Annotated in this window: 13 protein-coding genes; 5 read left to right on the top strand and 8 right to left on the bottom strand. The window is 66.6% G+C overall.

The features are described 5' to 3' along the window. Window positions 1-517: 517 nt before the first annotated feature. The 3 genes from ACQP2Y_RS12725 to ACQP2Y_RS12715 all read right to left on the bottom strand — a co-directional run bounded on the left by ACQP2Y_RS12725 (window position 518) and on the right by ACQP2Y_RS12715 (window position 7381). On the bottom strand, window positions 518-1192 hold the full coding sequence (locus tag ACQP2Y_RS12725; RefSeq protein WP_433727558.1) for a hypothetical protein: 675 nt from the start codon (window positions 1190-1192) through the stop codon (window positions 518-520). Between the two features lie 1133 nt (window positions 1193-2325). Beyond that, complete coding sequence (locus tag ACQP2Y_RS12720) at window positions 2326-2577, bottom strand: hypothetical protein (RefSeq protein ID WP_433727556.1); 252 nt, start codon at window positions 2575-2577, stop codon at window positions 2326-2328. A gap of 973 nt (window positions 2578-3550) precedes the next feature. Further along, window positions 3551-7381, bottom strand: coding sequence for a WD40 repeat domain-containing protein (locus ACQP2Y_RS12715; RefSeq protein ID WP_433727554.1), 3831 nt, complete (start codon window positions 7379-7381; stop codon window positions 3551-3553). A gap of 167 nt (window positions 7382-7548) precedes the next feature. Between ACQP2Y_RS12715 and ACQP2Y_RS12710 the strand changes: the two genes are divergently transcribed. The 4 genes from ACQP2Y_RS12710 (at window position 7549) to ACQP2Y_RS12695 (ending at window position 10936) form a co-directional block, all read left to right on the top strand. After that, window positions 7549-8061: a hypothetical protein gene (locus ACQP2Y_RS12710; protein WP_433727552.1), complete on the top strand. Its 513-nt coding sequence runs from the start codon at window positions 7549-7551 to the stop codon at window positions 8059-8061. Window positions 8062-8594: 533 nt separating this feature from the next. After that, window positions 8595-9221, top strand: coding sequence for a hypothetical protein (locus ACQP2Y_RS12705; RefSeq protein WP_433727550.1), 627 nt, complete (start codon window positions 8595-8597; stop codon window positions 9219-9221). Beyond that, window positions 9202-10362, top strand: coding sequence for a hypothetical protein (locus ACQP2Y_RS12700; protein WP_433727548.1), 1161 nt, complete (start codon window positions 9202-9204; stop codon window positions 10360-10362). The genes ACQP2Y_RS12705 and ACQP2Y_RS12700 overlap by 20 nt, the downstream gene beginning before the upstream one ends. 76 nt (window positions 10363-10438) lie before the next feature. Then, complete coding sequence (locus tag ACQP2Y_RS12695; protein WP_433727546.1) at window positions 10439-10936, top strand: NUDIX domain-containing protein; 498 nt, start codon at window positions 10439-10441, stop codon at window positions 10934-10936. Window positions 10937-10941: 5 nt separating this feature from the next. Here ACQP2Y_RS12695 and ACQP2Y_RS12690 read toward each other — a convergent pair whose 3' ends face one another. From ACQP2Y_RS12690 to ACQP2Y_RS12675, 4 genes are all read right to left on the bottom strand, one after another. Continuing rightward, window positions 10942-11208, bottom strand: a complete 267-nt coding sequence (locus ACQP2Y_RS12690) for a hypothetical protein (RefSeq protein WP_433727544.1) — start codon at window positions 11206-11208, stop codon at window positions 10942-10944. Next, window positions 11205-11438 (bottom strand): hypothetical protein, encoded by a 234-nt coding sequence (locus ACQP2Y_RS12685; protein WP_433727542.1) that lies wholly within the window; start codon window positions 11436-11438, stop codon window positions 11205-11207. Before ACQP2Y_RS12685 ends, ACQP2Y_RS12690 begins: the two co-directional genes overlap by 4 nt. 284 nt (window positions 11439-11722) lie before the next feature. After that, window positions 11723-12598, bottom strand: a complete 876-nt coding sequence (locus tag ACQP2Y_RS12680) for a restriction endonuclease (RefSeq protein ID WP_433727540.1) — start codon at window positions 12596-12598, stop codon at window positions 11723-11725. After that, window positions 12595-13763, bottom strand: a protein-coding gene (locus ACQP2Y_RS12675; RefSeq protein WP_433731921.1) for an IS3 family transposase whose coding sequence is annotated in 2 segments (ribosomal slippage) — window positions 12595-13476 and window positions 13479-13763 — 1167 coding nt in all. Because the reading frame shifts where the segments join, the coding sequence is not laid out codon by codon here. The genes ACQP2Y_RS12680 and ACQP2Y_RS12675 overlap by 4 nt, the downstream gene beginning before the upstream one ends. 939 nt (window positions 13764-14702) lie before the next feature. On the opposite strand from ACQP2Y_RS12675, the gene ACQP2Y_RS12670 reads away from it, so the two are divergent. Then, window positions 14703-14858: a hypothetical protein gene (locus ACQP2Y_RS12670; protein ID WP_433727538.1), complete on the top strand. Its 156-nt coding sequence runs from the start codon at window positions 14703-14705 to the stop codon at window positions 14856-14858. Window positions 14859-15064: 206 nt separating this feature from the next. Here ACQP2Y_RS12670 and ACQP2Y_RS12665 read toward each other — a convergent pair whose 3' ends face one another. Continuing rightward, the gene (locus tag ACQP2Y_RS12665; protein WP_433727536.1) at window positions 15065-19099 is read right to left on the bottom strand and encodes a Z1 domain-containing protein; all 4035 of its coding nucleotides are present in this window, start codon (window positions 19097-19099) and stop codon (window positions 15065-15067) included. Between the last annotated feature and the right edge of the window lie 289 nt (window positions 19100-19388).

The following is a 19388-nucleotide window of genomic DNA, read 5'->3' as shown; positions in this document are numbered from 1 at the left end:
GTGGCGGGAAGCCGATGACACTCAGTTTTGGACGAATTGTTGCTCGCTGTCTCCTAGAGCAGTGATTGTGACGACGACATTCAGGGGCTCGCTATTGTCCACATGAAGATGAAATTCCACACCTCCTGCCTCCCCGCCTGGGTCGCCATGGGGGCCGATGTTCGTTACATAAATGTTGGCTTCGCCCAGATGGGGCCTTCCTGGTTGTGGCTCCGAAGGGTCCACGCCAGGTGCCCATTCTGCAGCCGTGACCAACACAGCCGACAGCCGAGAGATGGGGGGCCAGTTGAAGTTGATCCGAGACCTGCCCTTCCTCTGCCTGTAGATCACTCGTATTGATCGACTCATTGTGACCCCTTAACCAAGTGGCGTTACATTGAATGTACGACTGGGCTGATGCCGCGTACGGGCTGGAGCCATCGATAGACAGCCCGAGCGGCGTGGGATTCATCGGCGGTTCAGTACAGGGGTCGTTCGAGGGCTTCACGGGCGTATCGCCGGCTCTTCTTTCCGCGGCTCAGTAATGGAAATTTTGATTGAAGTCGTTGTCCCAGTACGTCGTGTTGCCGTCGCGGTAGAACGCCACGAATTCCCCGTGCGCGCCGCCGGTCGGCGCAACGGTGGCCTCCCAATACTCGGCCGATGGCTGTGCGGGGGTCGCGGTCGGCGGGTAGCTCTTCACGTACGTCGCGGTGATATCCCGGTACGTCTGCCAGTTGTCGGTCGTGCGGCGGATGCCAACCTGTTTGACGTAAGAGAGGTTCTGCACGACAAGCGTCACGTCCTGCGATCCCGCCACCTGCGAATACGCTGGAACCTGCACCGGTGAGGTGATCACTGCGGTGCCGACGCCGTCCTGCTGCTGGGCTGCCGCGGCGTCCAGGAAGTAGTCGTTGCCCGCATTATTGTCCCAGTGAGTAGAGCCAGCCGCGTCGTACCGGACGGCGAACCGGTCGATCGGACCGATGGCGATGTGCACCGTCCATTGCTCGCGATTCGTGGGCAGACTTCTCTGGTATGTCCCCGGGAAAAGCACCCAGACGCCGCCCATGGTCTGGCGGCCCCAGACGCCGACCGACTTATGGTATGCCATGTTATCGACCACGATGTCAGCGTTCGCGTAATACGAAAAGCTGCCCGTGCCGCTCGGGCGCATGCCGGCGCTAGCACGCATTAACTGCACCGGTCCCATGACATCCATTATGCAGAATTCACGAGACATGGACTGTCTATAACTTGTCAGGAAGCCACGCCAGCAGAGTCCGCGCTGGGACGGTGCCGCGCCACGAGGACGACGAGACCGTACGAGCTGTATGAGCTCGACCCGGCGCGGCGTTGACCGAGTGCACTGAACTCGGCACGAGCGTGCGCCGAGCTAACCCGATTGGCGCGACACGGCGTGACGGCCGTCCGCCTGCCGCCGCGCACGCTCGGCGGCAGACGATGTGCCCTCGCGGGAGTTCGTGGCCGCGGTCCGCGGCATGCTGGCTGGGTGCCGTCTCGGCACCGCGTCTGCCCGGCGTCTACCTCGCTCGGCAGGGCAGGACGGCGCCCTTGTGTATGTGGGTATGGCCGGTGAGCGTCGCGGGCAGGGCATCCGAGGACGGCTAACGGTGTATCACCGAGGTAAGGCAGCGGTCAGTGGGCTCGGAGAAGCCGTCTTGGATAGGGCACTCGCCGATGCGACGTTCGTGCAGGGGCAACTTGAGCAACTTCTCGCCGGCCAACCCAAGCGCGCTGCGATGTGGGCCCAAGACGCCTTGCGATGGGCCGACCTGCACATCCGGTGGGAATCACAGCGGACCGGCCGGCCACGGTGACACTCGAGCGAGCCGTCCTGGACGCGTCGGCGACGTCGCCGCTCTGGAACCGAGCACGATAGCGGCCATGAGAGTGCACTAGATCTTCTTGAGAGACGTCGACGGGAGTGAACCCGCATAGTTGGTGAACGCGTCACCCGACCAAGCACCCAGAGACTATTCACACAGCCAAGTTGGCGTCTGCATCGACATGATGCCAAACCTGTGGCAAAAGGAAGGAGGATTGTCGTCGTTAGAAGGCACTGCTCGGGCCCCTGGCCGACGTGGTGCAGAGCGACCTAGAGATACACGGGGTGCCAAACCCGGATGCGGTCCGCCGCCACACGCTGATCAACCTGGTCCAGGTCGGCATAGTGAGGCAAGCCGCAGGCGTGGACTTCGATTGTCGATCTTGTGTCGCCGAGCTGAGGTGACGGTATCGTCGCTCGTGCCGGGAGCTCAGGTCAGCGGAAGCGGTGGGCCCCAAGAGTCCCGCCTATCCCCCGTCAGACTCGTCTCTTCAGCACTACGGCTTCCGGCCTAACGCCTCTTCCGTCAGCGTTTGCAGCTCCGCGGCAATCCTTGCGTCTTCACCGTCGACCTCGGTGGGGATCACGGCGGGCAGGCTGACGAAGACACGGTCGGTGAGCGATCCGAGCACGATGAGCTGGCCTTCAAGCTTCGTGAGGAGTGCGGACGTCATTTGGACCGCCGCGTACGGCTGCTCACGCCACAACGCCAAGGCAATGTCACCGAACAGGTCAGAAAAGTCGATCACTTCCGGGTTCTGCTCGTTCCGTTCCGAACGAGACGAGCTTCTAGCTCGCCGTTGCGGCCGGCGATCATGTCAATGAGGTGACTGTTCACCGGACCATGCTCGCCGACGCAGCGCCCGGGCTGTCACCGTTCTCGACTTTTCGATGCTGACGGACGTCTGCTGGGCGTCAAGGTCACCGGCGCCGCATACCTCCTCAGCCCGGCCGCCCTTGCTGCTGCAGATCTGACCTTCGCGATTCGTCGCGCAGCTTGAAATTCGGCGAGTGCTGCACCGTCGCAGCCAGCTCGGACAGCGCTGTCGCGTAACCGGTCAGAACCCACCGGAGCCCGATCCGCCGTGGTCTCGCCGGTCAAGATCGCTAGTGGCGTACTCGCCAACTCCCGCGCCGCGCAACGCTAAACGTTGAACGCCCCCCGGAATCCAGCGCCCTAACTACTTCGGCGCGCAGCGACCAACGCGTGGTCGCCTTGTCAGCGGCAAATCAGTGCGCTGGCACGTAGCCCACGGAATAACGTCCCGAATCGACGGCGAACCCTGTTCATGTTCTGCATTACCGAAAATCCTGGTTCTTCGACGATACCTAGCAACCTTCGCACGCGAAGAGCGCATCGCGAAGACCGGGGCAGAACTGGTTCATGCGCCGGTAGGCTGATTGTCTGAAAATGACATCGCTTCATGAGGCATTGCGTCGGTACGTCAAGAGCATGGGATGAATATCGAACGTGCATCGGTCAACCCCGAAATCCTTTCCGTTCGGGCCATTTAGATCTCTAGAAGGCGGGCGTATTCGGTCGCGAAGCAGGCGCTGAATCATCGTCGTAGAGCATCTGACGGCCGAGATTGCGTGCGCTCCAGCCCGGCGACGTCGTCCTGTTCGTTGACCCTTTCGGAGCGCATCGGGGGCGGTGCGGATCTGAACCTGGGCGATCCCGACAGAGGCGGTTTCACCCCGACACGTACGGCTCTTGGCACTTCAATCGCAGACCGGCGACCCCGTTTGGCGGGTGCGCAGGTAGAGGGCGCGCTCGTCCGGGCTCAGGTCGCGATGCACCGCCCGGCAAATCTTGGCGATCGCCTGATCGACGGTCGGCAGCGACAGGTCCCACAGCCGTACGGTCCCGTCCCAGCTGCCGGTGACGAGCAGCCGCCCGTCCGGGCTGAACTCCAGGCCGGTCACTGTGTTGGAGTGGCCGACCAGCGTCGCCCGGTTGAGCCCGGTCGCGACGTCCCAGAGCCGGGTCGTTCGGTCGTAACTGCCGCTGGCCAGCGTCCGCCCGTCCGGGCTGAACGCCAGGGAGACCACCTGCTGGGTGTGCCCGGTGAGCAACCTGAGCTGCCGACGGGTCGCCACCTCCCAGAGCCGTACCCCATCCCAGCTCCCGGTCGCCAACGTGTGACCATCCGGGCTGAACGCGATCGCGTAGACCTCGCCGGTGTGGCCCACCAGGGACGCAACGGCCGCCCGGCGGCGGACATCCCACAAGATCACTGTGTGGTCCAGACTGCTGCTGGCCAGGAGTCGACCGTCCGGGCTGAACTCCAGCGATTCCACCGTCTGCGTGTGCTTGGCCAGTTCGCCGAGCCGTCCGCCGGTGGTCACGTCCCAGATCCGGATCTTGCCGTCGTCACCACCCGTCGCCAACGTACGGCCGTCTCGGGCGAGTGCGGTGGCCGAGACCCCGCCGTCGATCGAGCGCTGCAGCCGTCCGGTGGCGGCCTCCCACAGCCGTACGCCGTGTTCGACGCTGGCCGTAAGCAGCGTGCGCCCATCCGGGCTGAAGCCGAGCCACGGGGTACCGCCGTCGAACGCGGTGAACCCACGACCCGGCCGCGCGGAGGCGACGTCCCACATCTGGATGTGGCCGGACCAGTTCGACGAGGCCAGGGTGCGCCTGTTCGGGCTGAAGGTCACATCGGCCACGTTCGGGCCGCCCTCGCTCAGCGACGGCCGTGACCGCCCGGCCGCGAGGTCCCACAGGCGTGTCCCGTTGGTCCCGGCCGTGGCCAGTGTGCGGCCGTCGCGGGTGACGGCGAACTCAGACACCGCGTTGCCCGGAATGGCCACCTGCAGTTGACCGGTCGCCACCTCCCAGAGCCGGACAATCCCCTCTTGGGTGCGGGTGATCACGGTACGACCGTCGCGACTGAAGACCACCTCATTGACCTCGGCGCCGTGCCCGGCAATGGTAACTACGTTCTTGTGGTCCACGAGGCGCCACAACCGCACCGTCCGATCGTCTCCACCGGTGGCGAGCGTGCGCCCGTCCGGGCTGAAGCTCACCGCTCGCGCGCCACCGGTGTGGGCGACGATGGTGGCCAACCGGCGTCCGGTGAACACATCGGAGATCCACACCGCGCCTTCCTCACCGGCCGTGGCCAGGATGCGGCCGTCCGGGCTGAACGCCACCGTTCTCGTGCCGCCGGCGTGCCGGCCGTCGAGGATCCGCAGCCTTGTACCGCGCAACACGTCGTGGAGGCGCACCTGGCCGTCGCTCCCGGAGACCGCGAGGACTCGCCCGTCCGGGCTGATCGCGGTCGCATAGGCGTAATTGCCGAGCTCGTCGGGTGCCGGCAGGACGGCTCGGCGGTGTCGTCCTGGCACGTCCCACAGCCCGATGGTCTTGTCCAGTGACCGCGAGACGAGGGTCCCGCCGTCCCGGCTGAACATCACCGTGGCGATCGCGTCCGTGTGCCCCGGCATCGCGGCGAGCAGCCGCGCCGAGGCCACGTCCCACAATCGGACCACCCCGTCGTTACCGCCGGTCGCCAGGGTTCGCCCGTCCGCGCTGAACTCGGCGGACCGGACCGCACCCACGTGATCGTCCAGAACGGTGCTGAGCCGCCCACCCGGCATGGTCCACAGCCGGATTTTTGCGTCGTCTCCGGCGGTTACCAGTAACCGCCCGTCCGGGCTGAACGATGTCGTCTGCTCCGCGACCAGCCCGTCGTCCAGGCGGTACCGCAGCGGCGACGCCGACACCGCGAAGACGCTCTCGGTCGCCTCGTCGGTCGGACTCGTGCGGTACGCCTGCACCGCCAGCAAGGCGGCCAGATCGGGGTTGGTGTTGTTCAGCGTGGCTGACTGCGCGGCCAACTGCCGCGACTGGGCCGCCCTCTCCGCCGACACAGCGCTCTGCCGTTGCGCCCACGCCAGACCCGCCGCCGCCAACGCGACCACGAGAAACGTGGCAAGAATGGCGATCAGGGCACGCGTACGTCTGATTCCGGCTCTTTGATCGTTCCTGCTCGCGGTGAGGAACTCGTCCACGTTCTCGGGCAGGCGCCGCCGCGTTGCCCAGTCGACGCCTTCGGACAGGTCGGTGCCGTGCAGAAGATCGCCGGCGTCGTGCTGCATGGACCAGCGGGCGTGCTGCTCGTCGGCGCGCCGAAGCCAGTCGTGGAAGCGGTGATCCTGCCGCACCCATTCACGCAGGCTCACCCAGTCGCGGATCAGCGCCTCGTGCACGAGTTCGGCCACCGGGACGTCGCCGACCGTACGCGTGGTCACAATCCGTTGATCGGTCAGCGCCGCCAGGACCTCGTCCGCCTCGTCGCCCCCGGCCAGCCGCCGCAGCGCCGTGATCGGCACCTGCTGCCGCACGGCCGGGATGCCGCGCTCGTCGTCGGCCGGGCGCACCAGCGCGGTCAAGATCCGGCGCGCCGTCGCCTGCCGCTCGCCGGCCAACTGCTCGACCGCGGTGTCGCACCAGGTGGTCAACGCGCCCGCGATGCCGCCGATCCGCTGGTACGCCTCGTGCGTCAGCATCCCGTCCTGCCGCCGCTGCCACAGTTGCTCCAAGGCCAGTTCGAGCAGCGGCAGCACGGTGACCGTGGCGCGCCGGTCGGCCGCCAGCACGTCCGCGATGATCCGCTCGGGCAGCCCGTCCTGGCACTCCAGGCCGACCGCGGTGGCCGGCTTCGTGATGATCTCGCGCAAGTCCTGGCCGCTCAGCGTGGTCGACACGTTGATCAAGCCGGGCAGCAGCGCCGCCAGCAACGCGGGCGCTTCAGCGGCCATTTGCGGATAGAAGTCGTCGCGCAAGATCAAGACTAAGGACATCCCGGGTACGCCCACCGCCGCCGTCAACTCGTCCAGCGCGCCGCGATTGTCGCCGTCCCCGGGCGTCAGCAGCTCCTCGAACTGGTCGACGACCAGCAGCAACCGCGACCCGGCGGCGCGATGGCCGGCCACCGCGTCCACGATCGACCTGCCGTCGAGCGCGTCGTACAGATCCTTGCCCGGGCGCGCGAAAACGATCGTCCAGTCGTCGCTGCCCGGCACTCTCCCCTCGGCCAGCGCCGGGAGCACGCCGGCCTGAACCACCGAGGACTTGCCGGCGCCAGAGGGACCGAGCAGCACCAGGCCGCGGCGGTGCTCGGCCAATCCGTCGACAATTTCGCGTACGGCCACGCCGCGTCCGTGAAACCACGCCGCGTGCTCGGCCTTGAACGACTCCAGGCCGCGGTACGGGCAGACGTCCGGCTTGACCGTCCGGCGGCGGCCCGCGCGCTGGACGGCGATGTCCCGGGCCATCTCAGCGTGCCACTCCCGCCACGGGCCGAGGTCGGGATCGGTGACGACGCCGGTGTGCAGCGCGCATGCCCGTACGAAGGCTTCGGTGAACTCCCAGGACGCCACCGATCGTCCCGCGAGCTTGTCGTGGATCGTCCCTCGGGTGTACGGCGCACCGATCTTCGCGGTGAGCCGGACCAGGTCGCGCACCGAGGGCCCGCCGGACTCGGCCTGAAGGCGGCGCAGGCGATCGGAGAACGTCCGTACCGGATCGGCGTGCCCGTCTACCACCCTCTCCGACCCCCTTTCGGAGTCGCGATCGGCCGTCCGTCGACTGTCCGGGAACATTGCCGGACACCACGTCGGACACATGCCATGGGGCCTGCAGCAATCCATCTTGCCAGTCGCCCGGCACCGGAGGTAGTCACCGACCGGGCACATCCACGGAGGTGTTGTCCATGACCGACACTACGACCCACGAGATCGCGTACGGCGACGATCGCCGGCCGCGGCTCGTACGACGGCTCGTCGAACCGGCGCTAGCGCTTGTCGCGGCCGGTCTCGTCCTGTTGGTCGTACACATGGACGGCGGTCGCACGATCCCGGTCGCCGCGCCGGTCGCCGTTCCCGCCCCGGCCGCCCATACCATGTGGCGAGTAATCGCTCCGCGGACCGCCGCTCCCGGGGAACGGGTGCCGGTGGTCGGCTTCCGCGATCGCCGGTTGTGCGGGCCGGCGCAGCTGTGGTTCGACGGCGTACCAACGACGCAGCAGATCGTCGGATACGCCGGCCGGTTGGACGCCGACCGGTCCGAGGTGTTCATGACCATGGTCGTGCCGAGGTCCGCCACGGCCGGCGTACATACCATCGACCTGTACGGGCCGCGGCCGGGCGGTACAGGGCCGCTCTGCGCCGACGTACACGAGCACCAGGCTCGTCTCGCATCCACCTCCATTGCCGTGCGGGCGTGATCGTGATGGCTGCTGTCATCGGCACCTCAATCACCACGGCCAAGCTGGAGGGCAACGACAGCCTTTGGCTTGGTGACCCGTACGGAAGTTTTTTTGAAGCTGGTCGTGGGTTGTGGACCGTGACCCTGTGGTCCTGGACCTCGGCCTTCTCGGCGAGGCCCTCGCCCTCGCCGACGGCGTACAAACCCTGCACTGGTTCACCTGCCACGTCGACCAGACCACCGACGACGAGCGGCCTCGTCCGCGCCCGGCAGTGCGGGGCCATCTTCCGACGGTAACCGCGGTCCACGGACCGGTCGATGATCGGAAGTTGCCATTCATCGCACGGAACACGGCCTCGGAACTGCGTATTTCTGGTCATGCCCGCCACCGCGCCACGTCCATACGCCCGGCGCACCACCACCCTGGGACCAGGCGAGCCGAATGATCAGGTTCAGCACTACACCCTCGACCGCCCCGGGACCCGGCGACATCCTCGTCCTGACCGGCCCGGACGTCCTCGCTCCGCCTGACCAATCACTAGGAGTTTCGCTATGACCGACAGCCTCGACCAGGTCGCCCAGCTCGCCGAAAAGTACAAGCAGTGGAGCATCGGCGCCGGCGAGCCCGGCCAGGTTTTCGGGAAGTCCCGTTTCGAGGATCACCCGGAGCGCAGCTACACCCTGAAGAACAGTAGGCCGCGCAAGTTTCTGCAGTACGGGCACCAGACGTGGGGAATCAACCTGGGCTGGACCGAGGACGCGTCCTCCGAGTCCGCCAAGCGAGAGGCGCGCTGGTTCTTCACCCGTAACGGCGCCCGGACCGGGCCGATTACCTTCGGTGAGACGATCGCTCTGGCCAACGGCAAAGGAGGCTTCTGGCTCCACTACGCCGAACGTGAGTTCGGTATCGACCTCGAATGGTTCGGGCAGGCCACTTTTGCATGGACCATCCTAGGCGGCAAGGTTGGGCAGCCGGCGCCCCGGGGCCAATATCTGGCCGTTTACAACGAGAAGATTCGGTTGTTTTTCGTCGAGTTCGACCGCGACATCAGCGGTGACCTCGGTTGGTCGGATAGCAAGGCGTGGCTCGACCAGTTCGGGGACAAGTTCGTCGAGCGGATCGGCGAGTACGGCAAGGCGGCGGCAGAGAAGGCCATCCATGCGTACTTCATGGCATGACGATCGGAACACGCGGGTCGCGAGCGGTTCTCCGCCCGTACCCCGCGGCGCCGCGGAAGCGCCGGCGGCCAACGACGTGCGATCGCTGACGACCACCCTGGTAGTGGAGATCCTCGCCGGGGTCTGCGGCATCGTGCTCACCGCCGTCTTCGACGGCTCGCCGAGAACGCGTCTGATCGGGGCCTTTGTAGGCATCGTCGTGGCGGCCCTGCTGACCGTCAACGGGCCGTTCGTGAACGTACGAGCGACGGCTGCCGTTGGGATCACCATCCTCGCGGTGCTGCTCACTTTCGGCGGAGCCAAGGCGGTGGAGGAAGCCGGCGGGCCGGAAATCATCGGCACCGCCGGGCCGCGCGCGACCCCAACCTCGGCGACGCCGGTGCCAACGACGTCCAAAGGCACAATCGGGCCCAACTGCGAAGGCTCACTCTGTATTCAAGTGACACCTCGACAGGTGGCGTGCACCGCCGAATCTTGCCCGCCAGTCGTCGTGAGCAACCCCGGCAGCCGGAGCCTGCGGATCGGCGCAGTCGAGATCACCGGTGGTGCGGCGAAAGGCTTCCGGCGCGATGACGGCTGCGCCGGCCGGACTCTCGGAACGGGTCAGAACTGCACGATCAAGCTTGCGTACGAGGGTGCTCTCAGCGGTAAGGCCACGCTCGTCATCCACCAGAACCTCGACGGGCCAGCCTCGAGGGTGGCGCTGACCGCCGTGGGCATCCCGGCGAGCCCGTCCGTTCCGCCGAAACCCGGGCCTGATCTGTACCTGTCCGCGGCGAACCTGCGCTGCTCAGTGGTACGCAGAGGTTCATTGAGTGGCGCCGACGGTCTCACAGTCTTCATCGCGGTCCTGGACAAGGGTACGGCGCCGTATCAACATCTGGTGCCGTTCAGCCTGAGCAGCGACACCGGTCTGAAAGGCGGGGGCAACTCTGGAATCAGCGACGGGACCGCGGCCACCGGCATGCAGGCCGACCTCCGGCCGAGCGACTACGGCCGAATCCACCATCTGGTCGCGACAGTCGACCCCCAGCACGAGATCGCGGAGGAGAACGAACAGAACAACCGGCTCGACATCCGACTGTCCCTGGGCGCCCGTCCCACCGAATGGGCCGACCAGCCATGCCGCGTCCTTCCGTAACCGAGTTTCTGGCTCCTCGGCCCGAGAACGATCGAGGAGCCGGCCGATCAGTCGAGCCAGCTCTAGCATGCTCTCCATGAGCGACGTCACCGCCGGTGAGCTACCCGAGCTGACGTTCACACTCCCGACCATCCCGGCCTCCGCCGGAGCTCTGGTACGTGGCCGCAAGGGCCGACTGCTCATCCTGAAGCCGACGTACAAGGGCGGCTGGACGATCCCAGGTGGGATCGTCGAAATCGGCGAATCACCCTGGGAAGCGTGTCGCCGCGAAACCAAGGAGGAGTGCGGCCTCGACGTCACCACCGGGCGGCTTGTCTGCGTGGACTTCCTGCACCCACGACCCGACCGTCCGGGCGGTATGCGGTTCCTGTTCGACTGCGGCGTCTTCGCCGACGCCGTCCTGGACACGGTGGTCATCCAACCGATCGAGATCGCCGAAAGCCGGATCCTGCCGATCGACACAGCGCTGCCTCTGCTCAGCGGACCAGTCCGACGTCGGGTACGCGCCGCCTGGAAGACAAAACAGGTGCGCTACCTCGAGGACGGCCGCCCTGTCCAGGGGGTCAGCTCTTAAGGCGCTCAGCGACGGTGCGCCTGGTCATGCCTGCTGGTCTGGGCGCCGGAAGATTGCTCAACAGCAGCATCAGCTCGCGGATATTCGGGGTCAACTGGGGGCCGGCGGCGATTCGATGAAGCAAATAAACCGATCTCGTCAACCCGTCGGCGGCCGAGTTCGTGGACGGTGGCCAACCGCCGATCGAGCGACCTACGCGCCGCCCCGCAGAAGATCAAGGACTTCGCGCGTTTCGGCGGCATGAAGAGTAAACCGCCGTGGGTGACGGTCACCCGGGAACGGTCCACCGGTCGTACGGACGACGGCCCGGCCGGAAACCGTGTGCCTCGACCATGTCGACAGCCGCCGACAGGCCGGCGCCGACGGCATCCGGGACGTGGGCATCGCTGCCGAAGGTGACCACCTTGCCGCCTTCATCGCGCCACCAGCGGACGATCTCAGAGGCCAGCGGGATGCGGGTGTTGACCTCCAGTATCCGGTCCGTGGCGGCGAGGGTACGCAACGCGTGCCGGAACTCGTCCTCGAAGGCGTGCAGGTCGAACGGCCCGGCTTTGGCGGGTCAGCCGCGGACGGCGTCGAAGGCAGGCACACCCGAGCGTCTACCGGTTGTTTCCGCTTCTCACGCCCGTACCAACTCCGCATCGAGGGGCAAAGGCAAGCTCCTGCCCCTCTGGCGCTGCCGACCGCCTTGTCGGGCCAGAAGAGGGCGCCGGGCGACGACAACGGGTGGAGCTGTGCGTGACTCTACACTGAGTGAGTGACTTCGATCCCGGAATGGTGGCGGGCTCAACAATTCCAGAAAACCTCCGAACTGGCTGCGGCCCTCGGAGTTCGACGTCGGAGGCTAAAGATCGATCTACGTCGTCTTGCGATGCGCATTTTCATCGCGGTGTCCTCACACCAGTTGAAGAGGCGGGTCATGTTATCTAGATGAATTCCGACGAACTGGTCCGGAGCCGCCCCTCCAGCAAAGCTCGGGGCGTAAATCTCCAGTGCCCGCTTCACTGGCGCAACCGACCTCGTGGTCAGCGCCTCATACAGTGCCCTTAATCCACGACGCAACCCGGAGAACGAGACTTTCACGATGCCTAGGATTAACGCGACCGGCAGCACTGCGAAGAAGATGGCCATGAACGCGCCCCGGCTGTAGTCTCCATTGGACAACCAAGCGGCCGTCAATGTCCAAGACATGGCCAGTAGCAGGAGCGGCGCTACCGCTAGGAAGAATATGTTCCACCTCGTCATGGGTGGGGTCGACGGCACTTCTCCAGGCCTCCAGCATTTCTTGGGGGCACGGCAGAGCGCTTGGTAGGCCCATCGATTTATCGCGATTAGTGTGCCGTTGTCCCGCATGACGAACAGGCTCACTCTTTGCTCGCTGTGTCCGGCCCAAGCTTGTGCAGCTTTCGTATAGCCGCGGGAAGCGAAGAACAAGCATGTCTGCCCCGGCTCAGCGGAACTCGCTAGTCTCTGCACTTCCCGGATTCCGACGTTCTTCGTCCGCCAACGCTTTACCTGCGCCACCGCACCCTTCGAAACGACGTCAATACCGTAGTCGTGACCAGGTGCGGTGAGCGCCGCATCTGTATATCCAAGCCGATGAAGCCAGAGTCCTGCAAGGTTCTCGGGTCTGCTGCACCGATAGGTGACAGGTTCAGTCACGCGGCCTGACTGGCCGGTGCTGTCATGATGGTTTCGTACTCGATAGGGGTCAACCGGGACAGGGATCGTTGGCGTCGGCGGCGGTGGTAGGTCCGTTCGATCCAGGTCACGATCGCGGTCCTCAGCCGCTGCCGGGTCGGCCAGGTGTGGCGGTCGAGGACGTTGTTCTGCAGCAGGCCGAAGAACGATTCCATGGCGGCGTTGTCGCCGGCGGCGCCGACTCGACCCATCGACCCGATCATGTGGTGCTGTTTCAGAGCGCGGACAAACTTGTTTGATCGAAATTGCGATCCGCGGTCGGTGTGCAGCACGCAGCCGGCCACCTCACCACGCCGGGCGACGGCGTGGTGCAGCGCGTTGACCGCCAGCCGCGATTTCATGCGCGAGTCGATGGAGTAGCCGACGATCCGGTTCGACCACACGTCCTTGATCGCGCACAGGTAGAGCTTGCCCTCACCGGTGCGGTGTTCGGTGATGTCGGCCAACCACAACCGATTCGGGCCGTCCGCGCTGAAGTCGCGGCGGACCAGATCGTCGTGGACCGGCGGGCCCGGCCTACCACCTTTGCCCCGCCGTTGTTTGCGGCTGAACGCGCTCCACCAGCCCATGCCGGAGCAGATCTTCCACGCGGTGCGCTCGACCATCGACTCTCCGGCGGCGCGGGCCTCATCGGCCAGGAACCGATAGCCGAACTCCGGATCATCGCGGTGGGCGTCAAACAACGCGTCCGCCCGATACGCCTCGGCCAGTTCGGCGTCGGTGACCGGACGGGCAAGCCACCGGTAGTAGGGCTGTCGAGCGATGTTCAACACCCGGCACGTCACCGCCACGGGGATCCCGTCCGCGGCCAGCTCGTTCACGAGCGGGTAGAGCCTTTTCCCGGCAGATTGGCCTGTGACAGATACGCCGCGGCCCGGCGCAGGACTTCGTTCTCCTGCTCCAGCAGCTTGATCCGCTTACGCGCCTCACGCAGCTCGGCCGACTCCGTGCCACTGACACCGGGCTTGACGCCTTCATCGATGTCGGCCTGGCGCAGCCATTTGAACAACGTCATCGGATGGACCCCGAAGTCCTTGGCGATCTGCTCGACCGTTACGCCGGGCTCACGGTCACGGGTCACCCGCACAACATCATCGCGGAACGCACGAGGGTAGGGCTTGGGCACAGCAACATCCTTCCAGCCCGCCTGCACGGCAAGCCATCTCAGATGTCACCTATCGGTGCAGCAGACCCCTCGGCGTCGCGATCGGAGCGGACTACGTTGGCATACGCGGCCGGGCCGAGATCTGCGTCGTACGTGTCGTGCCACACCATACGGCGACCGCAACCGAGCCGTACGACATTTTCGTTCGTCGACGGGGAGACGCGCTCCGACGCCCCGACTCTCGAGCCACCGTGACCGTGAGACGGTGCCCGAGGAACTACGCAGCCACGTGCTGAGTGCGACGACAGCCGCGGTCCAGCTTGTCACTCCGCTGGTGGACTCGCCGCAGGCCTCCTCATGAATGTGGCCAGCCTGCCCGGTGCGCTGCTGAAGCTTGGCGGCGTGCATCTGCTCGCCACGCTCTACCCAGCATCTTCTAGGCCTACAGGCAGATGGACAGCGCCGCCTCTCTCTACGGTAGAGCGGAGGGCTCACTGACGCAGAGTTCAGAGACGAATGATGTAGAAAAGCGCGCGGCTTACTCCTGGCGGTCTTCTGATCCGGTGTCCGCTCGTCGGCACGACCGTGCGTTGGGCCGCCTCGACGTGCGTCACGCCCGTGGCGGCTCACCGCCGGCCGTAGCGCGCGATCGGCGGCAGGTCAGTGCACTCGATCAAGGCAGGGCGGCCAAACGGCACCGTAGGCTGGGCAGTGGCTGGAATGAGTCCGAGGCCGTTTGTTGCCGTCGTGCGAGGCGTCGCGATCCTGGGACTACCAGCCGATGCGCAGGTGTCCTGGCTGTACCGGCTATTCGCCAAGGCCACCCCTGTTGTCGACGAATTAACTCTCAAGGACGACGATGGATGCCGGCTCGTGCCGACGTTCATCGAGCTGGGCTAGCTAGTCGCCGCGGCGCTGCCGGCACTGGTGCTCCGGCGGCCAGACAGCGGCCCTCGGTCGATGGCCGCGATCAACCTGACGCTGTTGCACCTGGGGCCGGTCGACGAGCATGGCTTCAGCCCCGCCACGATGCGCATCGCCGCCGGCTGGCCCTGGCCCAATGACCTCATCACCGGCTTCCAGCGACTCGCCGAACTACCCGAACCCGTTACCTGACAACGTCTTCGCCGCACCAACGACCAGGGCCCCACGGAGAAACCCGGCCTCCGGCTGGGCGACAACACCTGCCCGGACCACAGTCAACGCCAAGGCCCGCCGCATCGATCAAGAGCCAGCTCAAGCAGCGGCGCTCAATGAAGGACGGAGGTCAGCAACGGGTGATCCCCCGCACGAGTCGCCCGCTTGCCGGTTGCGGATACCTGTCAGGCACCGTCGATCGTCACCGCTGCGGGTTCGCCGGGTGAGCGGACGCCCCAGGCGCTGAGCGCGCCGTCGGCCGGTGCGGTGCTCATGGGGGTGACCATGTGGAAGGCCAGGGTGGTGGCCTTCTCATCGGCGGGCCCGCCGGCGGCTTCGGCCGGGGGGTTCTCTGCGACGGCGTAGACCAGAAGGCACCCGGTGGCTGGTCCGCTGAGCCGGTCCGCGACCTCGTCGGCGACGGGTGAGGAGAGGCCGGCGATCCGGCGGGCGGCCGCCTGGTGCATTGGGTCGGACATGACCCAGAATTGGCCGTCCTCGGTGCGACGGCGAGCCCAGAGTGTGATTGGTCCGTGGCCCAGGATCGTCCAGCCGCTGTCCGAGCGCGGATGCTCGGGAAAGATGATCACCCATCGGGCGAGCTGCCGCCCGGTTAGGCTCCGCAACCAGGTCAGGTGGGGTCGGAAGTAGTCCTCTGCCACCCAGTTGAGTCCGCCCAGCACAGACATCAGTGTCTGATGGTCGACGACCGAGACCTGGGCGGGAAACTGTTCGTCTCGGTCTCCGGAGCGGAAGTGGTGCCATGTTCGCGGGGTCGATAGGACCGGTTCCCAGGCGTGGAGATTTCGGCGGATCGCCGCGCCGTCGACCGGGTAGTTAAGCGGCATGATTGTGCGTCCTGGTAGCCGCAGTTCGAGCAGGAGCGCGTTGAAGTTCCGGTCCGGGCGTTGGATTCGGACATCGGGGCGTAGGGCGACGAGGGCGGGCGGCAGTTGGCGGGGCGCTAGCGGGCCGAACATTGCGAGCTCGTGGCGGGCGGCTACCTCCGCGCGGAAGGCCGCCAGCAATGGCCGGTGTAGCGCCGGCGTGGTCACGAAGCGGATCAAGTCCCGGTAGGCCGCGCGGAAGCCCAGCGATTGTCCGGCCTGGGACAGCCGGTCGAGCGAGGCTGCGGTGTGCCAGGCGTGCGTGATCACGGTGGCGTTTGACACGGTGGTCCGGCTTGCACCAGAGAGCACCAGGACCGACCATCCCGCCGCGTGGGCCGTCGACTCGCGGTTGGCGCCCAAGTCCACCTGCACCGGCCGCTTACCAATCCGTCGCAGGACATCGGCCAGATCGGTCTGCAGGTCTTCGAAGTCCGGCATCGGCAGTTCCGGAGCGATCGACCGGCTGACGGGGAGGATGTCGGTTTCGTACCGGTGGCGCAACCTCCGTTCCTGGTCGCCGTTCTCCTCGCGCCAGAGCGTCTCGATACGTTCCGCGAACTGCCGCCGTTCGTCGGTCCGACGTGGGCCGTGCACGAGCAGGACGTGGTCCCGGACCCGGTCGGATCGCGATCGCTCGCGATGCCGCCGGACTGCTCCGGTGAGGACCCAGAGGTCGAGCGCTGTGCGCAGTGACTCGTCCAGGTCGTCCTCGTCGAAGAGCCGGACGTGGGCCGGCCGTTCCGCAATCACCGCAGGGTCGGCGGACGCCAGCGACTCCGGGTCGAGGTCCCGCAGGATCTCTGGCCCGATGTAGCCGGGCGACGGCGGAAGGCACATCACGAGGTCCCGTGGGAACAGTGCCGCTGGATGGGCAGGGTCCACCAGCGCGTTCGTGAACAAGGTTTTGCCGAATGCAATGTAGGCAGCTTGGGGCAGTTGCTGGGTCAGCAGCCGATGAAGCATGCTCGCAAGCGAAGTCTCAGTCCGTTCCGTGCGCTCCCAGTCCCGGCGGGGCATCGCCGAGACGGTCGCTTCGTCACTGACGTCGTCGATGACCAGAGACGGCCGTCCGTCCAGGTCCTCACTGTCGATCTTGTCAAGCAGCCGTCGCAGCACCGCTGCGTTCTTCTTCACGACGAAGATCCGGATCGAGCTCGATCCACTCAGGGGGCCGAATGCCCGCCCGATCTGGCGCTGGATCTGCTGCGCCTGTGTGTTGAGAGGGCCGGTCAGCACGATGATGTGGCGGTAGCCCTGGTCCAGCGCCATCGCGATGGTGGCGATCATCCATGGCCAGATACCCGCGCCAACATGACCAACTACCAGGCCCCGGAATGATGTCGCCGACCCGACCGGCGGCATCCGGCGAATTAGCTCCTCCGTCTGTTCCTGGACGGCGGACAATACGGCGCGAGGGAACCAGAGGTTCGCGATCAGGTGGTTGCGGCACAGCCGCCAGACGGGCCCGGGGTCGATGCGGGCCGGTGCCACCGCCCTGTCATCGTCGAAGATCATCGCCTTAGGCGCGGTTTCGGCTGGTCCGGCCTCGGTTTCGGTCTCAGCCAGTTCGGGCAGCTGTTCGGCGGCGAGTAGATGCCCCTGCTCGGCGGCCTGCTGGTACCAAATACATGCGTGCTCCGGCTCCTCTCGTTCCTCCATCAGTAGGCCCAGGTTGTACATCGCGTCGGTGTCTCCGGCCGCCACCGCCTGCCGGTACCAGTAGGCCGCCCCGGCGTGGTCCCCGCTGATCTTGCGGAGCACGCCGAGGTTTGTCATTGCCGCCGCGTGCCCGTGCTCCGCGGCCCGCCGGTACCACTGCTCCGCCTCGACGTCCTCGCCGGACTCTCGCAACATCATCGCGAGGTTCACCATCGCGGCGATATGGCCGGCGTCCGCGGCGCGCCGATACCAGTCCTGCGCCTCGTGCCAGGCTGTCCGGCGGCTGATCAGGACCGCGAGGTTGAACATCGCGAGCGGATCCCCCGCCTCGGCCAGCGGCCGCATCGCCGCCTCGGCGACGTCGTATTCGCCCCGGATGTACGCGGCGGTGCCGATCAGGAAGCGGGTCTCGGATCCGGCCCGCCCGAGCAGCGCGTCCCAGACGCCCTTCGGGACCGTCGCCTTGGCGAGCCGGCCCTCTCCGTGGTCGGTGCGGTCGACGAGATAGTCGGCGACCTCGTATCCGTCGCCTACCCGAGGCCAGAGGCACGAGCTCGCGCCCAGAAGTGGCTCACTCGCCCAGGCCAATCCGGTCGCAGCCGGCGGTAGGTCACCACGCTCCCGCAGGGCGGGCGTCAGATAGTGCCGGAAGACCGTGGTCAGCAGGTCTTCGGGAATCGGCGAAGACCATCCGGCGCGGCGGCAGTCCACAGCGGCGCTGATCAGCGCCTGGCCCAGATCCGCCTGTCGATTCCCCTCGGCCGTCCAGCGCTGCATCAGCTGCGGGCCGGCGGCCAGATACTCGGCGAAGCCGGCGTCGGCGCTGGCCGCCGCCACGATCCGGTCGTCGTCGCTGCGCCGGGCGACCTGCTGCTCATTCGGACTCAGATATTGATCAATTCGGACACGACGGTCCTCCGGGATGCGTTCGAGCACCCCGACACCGGTCCAGAACTCCTCAGCGTGCGGCGTGCTGTCTGGGCCGGCCGGTCGCCGGTGCAGCCGGTCGAGTTCCTCACCCCGCATCGTGGCGAGGACGACGATGTCGGGACGACCCGGCGGGCACAGCCGCTCCAGCACGCCGCGGTCGAGCCCTCGGGGCGTCAGGTAGCGCTCGAGGTCGTCGAGCCAGACGACCACGTTCCGCAGTTCTTCCCCGGAGTCGGCCAGCTCCCGCAGCGCCCGGCCCGACTCCGGCACCAGCAGTCCGTACTCGGGCCGCAGGCGGTGGATCGCCTCACAAGCGGTACGGGTCTTCCCCGCCGCGGCGCGGCCGTGCACCAGCACCACGCCGCCGCCGGCCACCAGCCAGTCCAGCTCTTGGTCCCGTTCGCGCCCGAGGTAAGGCAGGGCGTTCCGGGCGGCCGGTCCGGTGGAGCCGATAGCCGCCTTGACTCCGAGTTGTGCGGGGCGTACGTCGCGGACCCGGGGCAAATCCCCCTTGGACAGGTGCAGCGCGCACCGCCGCAGAACCTCACGCCGGCCCTGCCGTTGCGGCCGACCGAGCGCCTGCAGGACGAGTGGTCCGAACAGCACCGCCGTGCTGGCGACCCCGGCCAGCCCACCGAGGATGCTCATCCACTGGTCCGCGTGGCTGCGCCCCTCCCGGGTCAGGAAGTAGACGAGCAGAAGAAATCCGGAGATCCCGATCCCGATGAGCCACCGACGCACCCACCCATCCTGGTGGGTGCGGCAGGCGCGGGCAAACGGCGGTGGCTCTGAGCGGTTCTGACGGGCCCTCGGGATGGGATCGGCCGGAGTTGTGATCCCATGGAGGCGAACCCGCGTGGCCGACTCTCACGGTTGCCACTCAAGACCGACTTCCGCTCGCTCGGCCGACTTCGCCCGAAACCAGCGCATGGGGGTTGGGATCGTAGACCGAGTCGAAGCCTCTGCAGGCCTCTGACCTCGGTATGGGAATTTGGTGTGTGTCGGGATCGACACAAACCAATACCCCATT

This window comes from Actinoplanes sp. CA-051413, assembly GCF_050955795.1.
Taxonomy (GTDB): Bacteria; Actinomycetota; Actinomycetes; order Mycobacteriales; family Micromonosporaceae; genus Actinoplanes.
The sequence above is the reverse complement of the archived record's forward strand: the minus strand, read 5'-3'. Positions and strand labels throughout refer to the sequence as shown.